Genomic DNA, 12,063 nt, shown 5'->3' with positions numbered 1-12,063 from the left:
TTTGGAAGAGGTTCAAGAGAAGCTCGAGGAACTTGGTTTAGGACTCCGTACGGAAGAATAAGACAGCAACGTTTTGTAAGAAGGAGGGGAAAAACATGGCATATCAAAAACTGGGCCGCAACTCCAGCGCCCGTAAAGCTTTGTTCCGTGACATGGTAACTGATCTGTTCTTGTACGAGCGTATCCAGACTACGGAAGCTAAAGCAAAAGAAGTTCGTTCTATCGCTGAGAAACTGATTACCAAAGCAAAACAGGGAGATCTGCATGCACGCCGTCAGGTAGCTGCATACGTTCGCCGTGAAACTTTGGATGGTGAGCAGGATGCAATTCAAAAACTGTTTAGCGAACTGGCTACTCGTTATGCCGAGCGTCCAGGCGGATACACTCGTATCCTGAAGCTGGGACCTCGTCGTGGCGACGCCGCTCCAATGGTTTACCTGGAACTGGTTGACCGCGCGTAAGCAGGTATGGATGAGGAAAGGGTGGGCAGAGTCGGTTGATTCTGAGCAGCCCTTTTTTTCCTGTTGGAGAAGCTCTGTAAGGGGCTTCTCCTTTTATATGTTGTTCGATCCAACGGCAACAGTGAATGGAAGCACAAATACACTTGCCTAAAAGGTGTGTTAGGAACATGCGGAATATATGCATGAGAGTGAACTATGACGGAACCCATTACCACGGCTTTCAGACTCAGCCTGGCGGCAATACAATCCAGGATCATATAGAGAGCGCTATACATTCCTTGACGGGAGAGACGCTCAAGATTACCGCCTCAGGCCGCACGGATGCGGGAGTGCATGCTTACGGCCAGGTTTTCAATTTTAAAACCGAATCGCCTATCCCGGTCCACCGCTGGTGTCTGGCGCTGAACGCGTGGCTGCCGGAGGATATTATTCTCACGGATGCGAAAGAGGTTCCGTTGTCGTTTCATGCGCGCCACATGGCCAAAAGGAAGACATACCGTTACAGCATTAACGCTAACCGTTTTCCGGACATTTTTCATCGCCGCACCCAGTTTCATCATCCTACGCGTCTGGATATTGAGTCTATGCGCAGGGCGCTGCAGCTGATGGTCGGCACCTATGACTTTACCTCGTTTGCATCCACACAGTCGCAGAAACTGAATCATGTCAGGACTGTATATGATGCCCATATAGAAGTTGATCATTCTTTTTCCCGTCCTAGATCGGATGATCAGGGGATTATACATGTTTATGTGACCGGCAGCGGCTTTCTGCAGCATATGGTTCGGATTATGGTTGGGACACTGATGGAAGTGGGAGAAGGAAAGAAGTCGCCGGAGGATATCCCGGGTATTTTGGCTGCCAAAGACCGCTCAAGAGCGGGGCCAACAGCGGTTGCACATGGGCTGATGCTGTGGAATGTGGAATATGATGAAAACGTCCAAAAAACTTAAGTTTTTGCTTGCGGAATGCGTAAAAATCATGTAACATATAAGTTGTGTTTTCTTAATGGCTTTCCCACAGCCCCAGTTAAGATTTACACCTTATAGCAATCTCTATCCATCACAAAAGCAATAACTTAATGAACGAATATAAATGAGTTTTTTGAAAAAAGATGAATTTCACATTTATGTGAGCGATCTGAAGGAGGAAACTTTCCATGCGTACTACGTATATGGCTAAGCCAAGTGAAGTTGAGCGCAAATGGCACATTATTGATGCTGAAGGCAAAACGCTTGGTCGTCTGGCCAGCGAAGCGGCTGCGTTGATCCGCGGCAAACATAAGCCTGAATTCACTCCACATGTGGATGGCGGCGATTTCGTCATTGTTATCAATGCGGAGAAAATCGTCCTGACAGGCAAAAAAATGGAGAACAAAAAATACTACCGTCACTCCCTGCATCCAGGTGGTCTGAAAGTAACAACTGCTCAAGATATGGTGAAAAACAAGCCTGAACGTATGCTGGAGCTGGCTGTTCACGGCATGCTTCCTAAAACTCGCATGGGCGAGAAAATGAAGCTGAGACTGAAAGCTTACAAAGGCACTGAGCATCCACATGCAGCACAAAAACCTGAAGTTTACGAACTTCGCGGTTAATTAAAAGGAGGACAGTTTCATGGCACAAGTACAATACTATGGGACAGGTCGTCGTAAACATTCGGTAGCTCGTGTTCGTCTCGTACCGGGTGAAGGACGCATTGTCATTAACAAACGTGATATCAATGAATATTTCGGTGTGGAAACACTGAAAATGATCGTAAGACAACCACTGAACCTGACTGAAACAAACGGAAACTATGACGTTATCGTTATCGCTCATGGCGGCGGTATTTCCGGTCAAGCCGGCGCAATCCGTCACGGGATCTCCCGCGCTCTGCTGAAAGCAGACCCTGAGTTCCGTCCAGCACTGAAAAAAGCAGGTTTCCTGACTCGTGACCCACGGATGAAAGAACGTAAGAAATACGGTCTCAAAGCCGCTCGTCGCGCACCTCAGTTCTCGAAACGTTAATATCCCTTGTGTATCAAGGATTACCAAGCCCTTGGCCTTTTATGGTCAGGGGCTTATTTATTTTATTGAGGTCTCAGCCTCAGCTTTTGCAGCAGCAATCATGAACATCAAGCTTATCAGTTCAGTTGTACCATCGAGTAGTTTTACACCTCTGTAAACTACATCAGCAAGGAGACCAGCAGCGGGAGGGTTGCAAGCGATATAAGCGCGCTTATGATGAACGCTGATGCCGTCTCGGCCTCCAGGCTGTCGAAGCGGACGGCAATCATGGGATCTTGGGGCGGTAGTAATAAGGAAATACCCGCTTTCTGCTTATTATGGCCAAAACAAAAAGAACTCCCTGCGAGTTCAAGACAAGGAGCTGTGAACTTCGCAGGAAGCTGTGTTTAGGGCTTTGCATCTTTCATAAAGAACAAAATATCAAACGAGTATAGGCTCAGCGGCTCTAACCCGCCGATAGGCAGGCTCCCAAATCAAACCTTCAATAGCCTCGCGGATACTGTCCGGGCGAATACGGGCGACGTTATCACTGATTGCCGCCTGGGCCACAGCCTCAGCTACAGCAAGCGACACTTCCCGTAACTGGCTGATATTAGGCAGCAGGGCTGCCCCTGGCTTAGACAGATCCACCATGAGGGCGACAGCTTCTGCAGCGGCCGTAAACATTCCGCCGGTAATTACGCTGGCCTTAACGGCGATCGCACCCAGTCCCAGACCAGGGAAGACGAACGCATTATTCGATTGGCCGATTTCATAAGTTGTTCCGTTATAGGCTACGGGCTCAAAGGGGCTTCCTGTGGCGATTAGCGCTTTCCCGTCCGTCCAGCGGACCAGATCCTCTGGAATGGCCTCGGCAAGTGCCGTAGGATTGGACATCGGCATAATAATTGGGCACTCTACATGCTGGGCCATTTCTCTGATCACTTCCTCGGAAAAAGCGCCGGCCGAACCGGACGTTCCGATCAGTATCGTCGGTTTCACCTGACGAATAACTTCCAGCAGTGTTATTGTTCCGTCTTTGCCGTGATTCCATTCACGGATTTCAGAGGTTTTACGGACATAAGGCTTTTGAAAGCCGAGCACATTCTCCGTTTCATCCGTTAATAAACCGCGATAGTCGTAGGCCCAGAAGCGGCTTAAAGCTTCCTGCTCCGACAGGCCGCTGCGCATCATGGCGTCACGAATCTGATCGGCATTGCCTATACCGGCTGCCCCGGGACCGAAGACAACGACCCGCTGTTCGGACAGAGGAAGCCGGGTTATTTTAAGGGCGGACATTACCGCGGCGAGTGTCACGGCTCCTGTTCCCTGAATATCATCATTAAATGTAAGGATTTGATTTCCGTATTGTTCAATAATGCTGCGGGCATTCACATTGCCAAGGTCTTCCCAGTGAAGCAGTGCGTCCGGATACAGCTCAAGCGCCTTTTGGACGAACGTATCGATGAATTGGTCATATTGCTCTCCACGCACTCGGTGATGACGGTTACCGATGTACAGAGGGTCCGCAAGCAGCTGCTCATTATTCGTTCCTACATCCAGTACCACAGGAAGAACCCGTCCGGGATGAATCCCCGCGGCAGCGGTATATACTGCCAACTTGCCGATGGCGATATTAATACCCCCGACTCCCCAGTCCCCTATGCCGAGAATGCTCTCGGAATCCGTAACGACGATCAGATCCACATCTTCAGCGCTTAGACCAGTATTGCGGAAGGCTTCTTCAATCCCCTTGGGGTTATCTATCGATAGATAGACGCCGCCAGGCCGGTGATATTCATGGCTGTATTCCTGGATGGCTTGCCCTACTGTCGGCGTATATACAACAGGCAGCATTTCGCTCAAATGATCAGTCAGCAGCCTGTAATACAAAACGACATTTCGGTTATACAGATCATTCAAAGAAGCGTTGCGGCGCAGCATGGTGGGTTGAGCAAGAAACTGCTTGTAGGCGCGACCCGCCTGTTCATCAAGCGTAAGCACCGTAGGGGGCAATATGCCTTCAAGCCCCAATTCCCGCCGTTCCTCGTGCGAAAAAGCGACCCCTTTATTCAGCAGGGGATTGGCCAGCACATCCTTGCCTTTTAACGGGGTTGAAAGAGAACCGTCTTCGTTTACATAAAAAGCTTCCACTCCAAAACCTTCTTTCTTTTACTCCATAACATTTATTAAATTGCTTGCACGTCTGAAATGCGTTCCTATTCTAAAAAATCGCTTAACAAAGGTCAATTGAATAAAATTCCAACTCCTTCGTAATTTACAGCTGATTTTTCTGAAAAACCTTGATATATTCACGTTTTTCCGTCAGGAAATCATTGTAATCAACCTTTTTTATCTTCATGATAAAAACCCTGTATTGATATTGCTAAATTCTCATCTTGGCCCCATGTTTTACTTTTTTCCACATTGACATTTAGATAGAAAGTTTTATACTGAATTTATAATTCTCATTTGTTTAGTAGGGATTTAAAAGGAGGCGTTTCCAACATGAACTTATTGGAGAAGGAACAATTGATTCAAGTGAAAGCGGAAGAGCTTGAGCATGCCACGCCGGAAGATGTGATTCGTTACGCTGTTGAGACCTTTCCGAATATCACCTTTGCCTGCAGCTTCGGCGCAGAGGATGTCGTGCTGGTCGATATGCTGCAAAAGATAAGTCCCTCCACGGATGTATTTTATTTAGATACAGACTTTCATTTCAAGGAAACTTACGAGACACGCGATCAGATGATGGATAAATATCAAATGGAATTTGTACGGGTATCTCCGAAGCTGACCCCTGAGGAGCAGGCGGCAGAGCACGGCGATGAGCTGTGGAAGGTCGATCCTAATGCCTGCTGCAATATCCGTAAGGTTGAACCTTTAACACGTATACTGGGGAATTATGAAGCGTGGATTACGGGCATTCGCCGCGATCAGGCTCCAACCCGCGCCAATGCGAAAAAAATCGAATATGACGTAAAATTCGGCCTTGTCAAATTCAACCCGTTGGCGGATTGGACTTCAGAGGATGTGTGGAATTATATCCGGGACAACAATGTCATTTATAACCCTCTGCATGACCAGAACTATCCGAGTATTGGATGCGAGCACTGCACACGTCCTGTCGCTCCCGGGGAAGATCCCCGCGCAGGCCGCTGGTCCGACTCCGACAAAACCGAATGCGGACTTCATAAATAATCGTAGAAGGAGAGATCATGATATGACCGCAATACTTCCGCATGGGGGAACCCTGATTAACCGTTTAACAGAGGGAGAAGAACGGGAAGCTCTCCTGCAAAAGGCAAAGCAGCTCCCCGTGATCCGCGTTAATGCCTGGACGATCTCAGATCTGGACCTTATAGGGGTAGGGGCCTTTTCACCTCTGACCGGGTTTATGAATGAGCAAGATTACCGTTCCGTTGTGGAGCGGATGCGTCTTGCAGACGGCACGGTATGGAGCATCCCCATTACACTTGCAGTGAATGAATCGACAGCTTCGTCTCTTACTGTTGGCGAACAGGCGGCCCTGGTCGGAGAAGAAGACGGGGTCATCTACGGAATTTTGGACGTAACCAGCCTGTACCAGGTTGATCAGGGCGAAGAGGCAAGACGCGTCTTTAAAACCGATGATCCCGAGCATCCCGGAGTAAAGAAGCTGTTTGAGCGCCCTTCAACCTACGTAGGCGGACCTGTGCACGTATTGAACAGGCCGCAGCCTGCCAAATTTGGCGAGTTTTATTTTGATCCTTCCGATACCCGCCGGCACTTCGCCGAGCAGGGCTGGAAGACCGTTGTCGGCTTTCAGACACGCAATCCCGTTCACCGTGCGCATGAGTATATTCAGAAGAGTGCCATGGAGATCGTGGATGCGCTGTTCCTGAATCCGCTCGTCGGTGAGACGAAGTCGGACGACGTACCGGCTGATGTGCGCATGAAGAGTTATTTGGTCCTGCTGGAGCATTATTATCCTGCCAATCGTACCTTCCTCGGTGTGTTCCCGGCAGCGATGCGTTATGCAGGTCCGCGCGAGGCGATTTTCCATGCGATGGTCCGTAAAAATTACGGCTGTACCCATTTTATTGTGGGACGGGATCATGCGGGGGTAGGAGACTATTACGGAACCTATGAGGCGCAGGAAATTTTCAGCAACTTTACGGCCGAGGAGCTGGGCATTACGCCATTGTTCTTCGAGCACAGCTTTTTCTGCACAAAATGCGGGAATATGGCTTCCAACAAAACATGCCCGCATCCGAAAGAAGATCATTTGACATTGTCAGGCACGAAGGTGCGTGGATTGCTGCGCGACGGCGTCTGCCCGCCGCCTGAATTTACGAGACCGGAGGTAGCGCAAATTCTTATCGAAGGCATGTCTCAACAAATTGGCTCTTGATGTACTATTTGTCCGCCTTGTCCCATATAGATCAATAGTATCTGTATGGGAACGGAGGCGTTTTTTTATGCTCAAATACCGAAACCGCAACATCACCTTATGGATTCGCTACCGTACGCTGAGAAGATGGCTGCTTGGTTTATGCCTGATGTTTCTTTTCGCAGCTGTGACCGTATCAGATATTCCCGCGTCAACGACCTGGACCTATTGGAGCCTGCCGCTGGCCGGGAAAGTCATTGTGCTGGACGCCGGCCACGGCGGTCCGGACGGGGGAGCTGTAAGCAAAGAGGGTGTCATCGAGAAGGATATCAATCTAGCGATTACCCTCTACCTTCGCGATTATCTGCAGCAGGCGGGAGCGGTGGTCAAGCTGACCCGCGAGGATGACAGGGACCTTGCTGATGAGTCCACCCAGGGGTATTCCAGGAGGAAAACCGAAGACCTTAAGCGGCGCGTACGCCTCATTGAGGAATATAAAGCAGACCTCTTTCTCAGCATCCATATGAACAGCGTTCCGTCAAGCAGATGGAGCGGAGCCCAAACCTTTTATTACCCAAGCCATGCGGACAACGCTTCATTGGCGGCACTGATACAGGATGAAATCCGCCGGAATATGGAGAATACGGACCGGGTTGCCAAGACCGTAGACACCGTTTATCTGCTGCAGGCACTCAAGATGCCTTCAGCCCTCGTGGAGATCGGCTTCCTGTCCCATCCGCGGGAAGCGCGGCTGCTGGCGGATGAGGCGTACCAGCGTCAAATATCCGCAGCAGTCTATAAAGGGATTCTGCGTTATAGCTCCGGTGAGCGCGTCACTATGCCAGCAGGCAAGTAGCGGGGGATAATGCTATAATGAGGTCAGCAGGCAGAAGTGCATTTCAATTATTCGAAGCAGGGGTGATCTCGTTAATGCTGGCTAGAGAACAGGTCTTGGAGGCGCTTCAGCGTATACAGGAGCCGGGCAGCGGCGCAAGCTTGACGGAATTGGAGTTTATACGCGACATTGTCGTCCGTGACAATCAGGTTTCCTTGACCGTCGTATTGGTAACGGACAATGAAGAGGTAAGAACAAAACTGAACCATGAGATCAGTGAAGCTCTGGGGCATGCCGGGGCTTCGAATATTCATATACGATTTCGTGAGGCGTCGGAACGTGAACGGGCGGCGCTGGGCGGTGAGAAGGAGGATCAGAACGATCCTGTGCTTACGAAAGGGCATGCGGCCGGCATGGAGGGGCATGAGCTGCTTGATCCGCAATCAGGCGTCCGCTTCATTGCGATTGCCAGCGGCAAAGGCGGTGTGGGCAAATCCACGGTAACCGTCAATCTTGCAGCTGCGCTGGCCCGTAGCGGCAAACGTGTAGCCATTATCGATGCGGATATCTACGGATTCAGTGTTCCCGACATGATGGGTATCGAAGAGTATCCGGTTGTAGAGGACGGTGTCATTCAGCCGGTTGAACGTTTTGGCGTTAAAGTGATGTCCATGGGCTTCTTTGTCAGAGAGAATAACCCGGTCATCTGGCGCGGTCCGATGCTGGGAAGGATGCTTCGCCAGTTTTTCAGCGATGTGAACTGGGGACGGCCGGAATACATGCTTCTCGACTTGCCGCCCGGAACCGGTGATATTGCCTTGGACGTTCATCAGATGATTCCGCACAGTAAGGAAATTATCGTCACCACCCCGCACGCTACCGCTGCTTATGTCGCCGCCCGCGCCGGCGCCATGGCCGTGCAGACGAATCATGAGGTGCTGGGGGTTGTGGAGAATATGGCCTATTATCAGTCGCGAACAGGGGAAAAGGACTACGTGTTTGGCAGGGGAGGGGGCGCGCTGCTGGCAGAAACGCTGCATGTTCCTCTTCTTGCCCAAATACCGCTGGGAGCTCCGGATAATCATCCGTCTGAGCCTGATTTCTCGCCATCAGTCTATAAGGCAGATACCGAGCACGGTCAGCTGTATGACCAGATTGCGAAGCATGTGATCGGTCTTGAGAACAGCTGAATCACTCTGCTGAATAAAGATAAAGGACAGAACCGGCATGCATGTCGGGCTGTCCTTTTTAAGCTTATCCGCTTTGTTCCCCGCCTTGACCTGAGCTTTCTCCACCTTGACCTTTCTTTCCTCCGCCTTCGCCTTTTTTCTTTTCCTTTGGCTGCAGTTCCTCATGAACCACGCTTTTCAGAAGACTCATAACCTCAAGCCGGAACAGAGGATTTTGCATGGCTTCCTGCATGATGGTCATCGTTTGTTTACGGTATTCGGGGGTTTTGGTCATATCAAGCATCATGGTGCTGACCTCAGGCGACTTAAGCATTTCCCGCACCGATTTCTGATAGGTCGGATCCTTGATCAACTGCATGTGCAGTTCCTTGTTCTGCTTGTTTATGGCTTTAGCGAATTCTCCTGCAAATGCCGGATCGGTCATAATTTTCTCAAATTCCTTCTGATATTCGGGCGAAGTCAAAGTATCCTTGACCGCAGTCTTGATATCACCGGAGGTTGATGAAGACATAAGCATTTTCATGCCCATCGCACCGCCTGATCCGCCGCCTGAAGAGGTCCCGCCTCCGCTCGTCATGGCTTCCTCGACCGCTTTTTTTCCTTCATCACTTTTAAGAATATCTACAACCATGGTTTTCATTTCCTTATAGCTGGGCTGTGGAGGAGATGAATAATTTTGCTCAGATCCGCAGCCCGACAGTACGGCTCCGATGCAAAGTATTGCGCATATCAGTCGATAATGCGGCCATTTCATGGACCTTACCCTCCTTATAAAGTGACTGTGCATAGTATGCGGTCGCCGGGACCGAATTATGTTGCAGCCTTTTTGGAATTTTGATGGGATGGCTGTAAAATAAGTCTGTATAAGCGAAAAACAGCCGACCGAAGTCGGCTGCCGGAAGGCGTAAGAAGGAGTTACATTCCTGCGGCATCTTCAATGGCCTGCTGCAGCATCGCTTGATCTCTGACCTCTTTTCCCTGTTGTGTGCCTTGCTGCATCAGCTCTGATACGGTTACGAATTCGTAGCCCTGCTCACGCAATTTGTCAATGATGACGGGGAGGGCCTCATGAGTCTGCTGGGAGGAATCGCTGGCATGAAGCAGAACAATGTCCCCCGGATGAGCTCTGGACACGACGCGGTCAATGATTTTCTGGGTGCCTGGGTTTTTCCAGTCCAGGGAATCAGTATCCCATTGAATGGTTGTATAGCCTAACTCGGTTGCGATCTGCAGCACTCTTTTATCGAAATCCCCATTGGGCAGACGAATGAGTTTGGGTTCCTTTCCGGTTAAGTCGGTTAACATCGTATGGGCTGTCGTAATTTGGCGGCGTATTTCTTCATCGCTGAGGCTTGTGTAGTTTTCGTGCTTGTGTCCATGGCTCCCGATTTCATACCCGCTGTCCACAATTTGTTTTACAAGCTCCGGATGGGTTTTGCTCCAGGGGGAGGATAAGAAAAAGGTTGCTTTCTGCAGCTTCTTCTCCTTCAAGACCTCCAGAATGGGAGCTGTACGTTTATCACCCCAGCTAATATCGAAGGTTAGGGCGATGACCTTTTTCTCAGTCGGTACACTGTATACAGCCGCTGGAGCTTCCTCCGAAAAAACACTGATATTGCTGCGTTCCACATATACGATACCGATGGCAAAAACAGCAGCCGCGAAGCCGATAAGAAACCGTTTGATCTTTTTGCCGTTTAATACATAAAAGAAAGAATTCATGCACCTTGATCCCCTTTCCCGGAGTGTAGCTTGTTTACTTTACACTATGCATGGCCATGTTTTTTATGATTATAGAGTTCATAAGTTTTCAGCGGAGTAGGACAATTCTATCTAGGAGGGATTCACTTTGGGTTTCAGAGCATTTTTGAAAATCTTGAATTCGATGAAGGGAGTTTTGCTGTTCACTGCTTTGCTGTTTTGTGCAAGCATAGCCTTGGGCTGGATCAGTACGGGGCTCATTGAGCAGATGCTCAAACAGCAAATTGAAGGACTTGGACAGGTTGCAGGAAGGCTGCAGGAATCGGGCAATGCGCAGCTTAGTTTTTTCGTCTTCATTTTTTTCAACAATGCCATCAAGTGTGTGCTGGTTATGTTTCTGGGAGCGGCGTTCGGGATCATTCCTGTTATTTTCATAGTAATGAATGGCATGGTCATCGGTTTCCTGGTTCACTGGGTGGCTGCAAACTCAGCGGCTAATCTGTATGAGCTGATTGTCAAAGGGTTGCTGCCGCATGGTATCATCGAGCTCCCGGTTTTATTGATTGCCTGTGCGTACGGCTTAAAGTTTGGCGGGATGGTTATGTCATCGATCCGCGGGGGAGTCAACGTGGAAAGTAGGAGAGCGAAGCCCGCAATGTCCTGGCCGGTTTTTATGAAGCAGACATGGAATGTTGCGCTTTGGGTCGTCATTCTCCTGTTTATCGCAGCCATCATAGAAAGCACTGTATCTTACAGCTTGATGAGAGGCTGAAAAAGGCGACTGAGCGTGTAATTTGAGTGGAATTCGTTTGAACTTTATTAAAATCCGTTTAAAAAACAGTAAACGTTGGAACAACTATACAGACAAAAACCATTCATGCAGTAGATTGAAGGCGGAGGGCGTTACGGCATATAACCGATTTCACTACAGGGTACTTAATAATATAAAGAGCAAGGGAGCATGATCGTACATGATGGGTATGCTGTTTAACGAAAAAGAGTGTAAGGAACTGGACTACGTCCTTCGTCGGGAGCTGGACGAGATGCTGATGGATTTGAGCGATAAACGTCTGGATCTGGATATTCGCAATGCAATAGTTTTACGTTACAAGACAGTGTTTCGGATGTATGCACGCTTCGCGGCTCCGAAAGAGCTGTCGAAATATGCTATCAGGGGCAAGATATCAGAGTAGATACAAATTTCCGTTGACTTCCGCCGACATTCTATGTTAAATTAATTTTCGTTCTTTGAATGGCTGTGATAAAACAAAAAACATTTTTAAAAAAAGTTCTTGCCAAAGCGAAGAATAAATGATATATTATAAAAGTCGCCGCTGAGATGTGGTGATGATGAAAAATAAGTGTTTGATCTTTGAAAACTGAACAACGAGTGAGTAGGTTTTACATCGTAAAACCAAACCGCGAAGTCATTTGGTTCATGTCTATGACAGAATAAATGGCGGAGCGAACATTGAGATATTAATCTCGTCAGATTCAAATGAGCTTAATCGCTCTT

Annotated in this window: 13 protein-coding genes and 1 pseudogene; 10 read left to right on the top strand and 4 right to left on the bottom strand. The window is 49.0% G+C overall.

Translation table 11 applies throughout. From position 1 onward, the window contains the following. Positions 1-95 precede the first annotated feature (95 nt). From rplQ to rpsI, 4 genes are all read left to right on the top strand, one after another. Positions 96-461: a 50S ribosomal protein L17 gene (gene rplQ / locus ACI1P2_RS26830; RefSeq protein ID WP_305753562.1), complete on the top strand. Its 366-nt coding sequence runs from the start codon at positions 96-98 to the stop codon at positions 459-461. Between the two features lie 167 nt (positions 462-628). After that, on the top strand, positions 629-1,414 hold the full coding sequence (truA, locus tag ACI1P2_RS26825) for a tRNA pseudouridine(38-40) synthase TruA (protein ID WP_355325473.1): 786 nt from the start codon (positions 629-631) through the stop codon (positions 1,412-1,414). 206 nt (positions 1,415-1,620) lie between these two features. Continuing rightward, positions 1,621-2,058: a 50S ribosomal protein L13 gene (gene rplM / locus ACI1P2_RS26820; protein WP_355325470.1), complete on the top strand. Its 438-nt coding sequence runs from the start codon at positions 1,621-1,623 to the stop codon at positions 2,056-2,058. A gap of 19 nt (positions 2,059-2,077) precedes the next feature. Further along, positions 2,078-2,470, top strand: a complete 393-nt coding sequence (gene rpsI / locus ACI1P2_RS26815; protein ID WP_355325467.1) for a 30S ribosomal protein S9 — start codon at positions 2,078-2,080, stop codon at positions 2,468-2,470. A gap of 158 nt (positions 2,471-2,628) precedes the next feature. Here rpsI and ACI1P2_RS26810 read toward each other — a convergent pair. Both ACI1P2_RS26810 and ACI1P2_RS26805 read right to left on the bottom strand, forming a co-directional pair. Further along, positions 2,629-2,739: pseudogene (locus ACI1P2_RS26810) on the bottom strand (AEC family transporter); the annotation flags it as partial. A gap of 151 nt (positions 2,740-2,890) precedes the next feature. Then, a complete protein-coding gene (locus ACI1P2_RS26805) occupies positions 2,891-4,603 on the bottom strand; it encodes an NAD-dependent malic enzyme (protein WP_355325464.1) in 1,713 nt (570 codons plus the stop codon). Between the two features lie 354 nt (positions 4,604-4,957). Between ACI1P2_RS26805 and ACI1P2_RS26800 the strand changes: the two genes are divergently transcribed. The 4 genes from ACI1P2_RS26800 to ACI1P2_RS26785 all read left to right on the top strand — a co-directional run bounded on the left by ACI1P2_RS26800 (position 4,958) and on the right by ACI1P2_RS26785 (position 8,846). Further along, entirely contained in the window at positions 4,958-5,650 is a 693-nt protein-coding gene (locus tag ACI1P2_RS26800) for a phosphoadenylyl-sulfate reductase (RefSeq protein WP_355325461.1), read from the top strand. Between the two features lie 22 nt (positions 5,651-5,672). Further along, entirely contained in the window at positions 5,673-6,842 is a 1,170-nt protein-coding gene (gene sat, locus ACI1P2_RS26795) for a sulfate adenylyltransferase (protein ID WP_355325458.1), read from the top strand. A gap of 67 nt (positions 6,843-6,909) precedes the next feature. Further along, positions 6,910-7,677 carry an N-acetylmuramoyl-L-alanine amidase CwlD gene (cwlD, locus tag ACI1P2_RS26790; protein WP_355325455.1) on the top strand — a complete coding sequence of 256 codons (768 nt, stop codon included), beginning with the start codon at positions 6,910-6,912 and terminating at the stop codon, positions 7,675-7,677. Between the two features lie 74 nt (positions 7,678-7,751). Next, positions 7,752-8,846: an Mrp/NBP35 family ATP-binding protein gene (locus ACI1P2_RS26785; protein ID WP_355325452.1), complete on the top strand. Its 1,095-nt coding sequence runs from the start codon at positions 7,752-7,754 to the stop codon at positions 8,844-8,846. A gap of 64 nt (positions 8,847-8,910) precedes the next feature. Here the strand turns inward: ACI1P2_RS26785 and gerD are convergent, their stop codons facing one another. After that, on the bottom strand, positions 8,911-9,600 hold the full coding sequence (gerD, locus tag ACI1P2_RS26780; RefSeq protein WP_355325449.1) for a spore germination lipoprotein GerD: 690 nt from the start codon (positions 9,598-9,600) through the stop codon (positions 8,911-8,913). A gap of 161 nt (positions 9,601-9,761) precedes the next feature. Then, positions 9,762-10,568 (bottom strand): polysaccharide deacetylase family sporulation protein PdaB, encoded by an 807-nt coding sequence (gene pdaB, locus ACI1P2_RS26775; RefSeq protein ID WP_355325446.1) that lies wholly within the window; start codon positions 10,566-10,568, stop codon positions 9,762-9,764. Between the two features lie 127 nt (positions 10,569-10,695). Between pdaB and ACI1P2_RS26770 the strand changes: the two genes are divergently transcribed. Together ACI1P2_RS26770 and ACI1P2_RS26765 are read left to right on the top strand one after the other, a co-directional pair. After that, complete coding sequence (locus ACI1P2_RS26770) at positions 10,696-11,319, top strand: stage II sporulation protein M (RefSeq protein ID WP_355325443.1); 624 nt, start codon at positions 10,696-10,698, stop codon at positions 11,317-11,319. 199 nt (positions 11,320-11,518) lie between these two features. Continuing rightward, positions 11,519-11,740: a hypothetical protein gene (locus ACI1P2_RS26765; RefSeq protein WP_355325441.1), complete on the top strand. Its 222-nt coding sequence runs from the start codon at positions 11,519-11,521 to the stop codon at positions 11,738-11,740. Positions 11,741-12,063 lie beyond the last annotated feature (323 nt).

The sequence above is a fragment of the Paenibacillus jiangxiensis genome (assembly GCF_046098255.1).
Taxonomy (GTDB): Bacteria; Bacillota; Bacilli; order Paenibacillales; family Paenibacillaceae; genus Paenibacillus; species Paenibacillus jiagnxiensis.
Note: the sequence above shows the minus strand (reverse complement) of the source record. Positions and strands in the feature narration are given on the sequence as shown.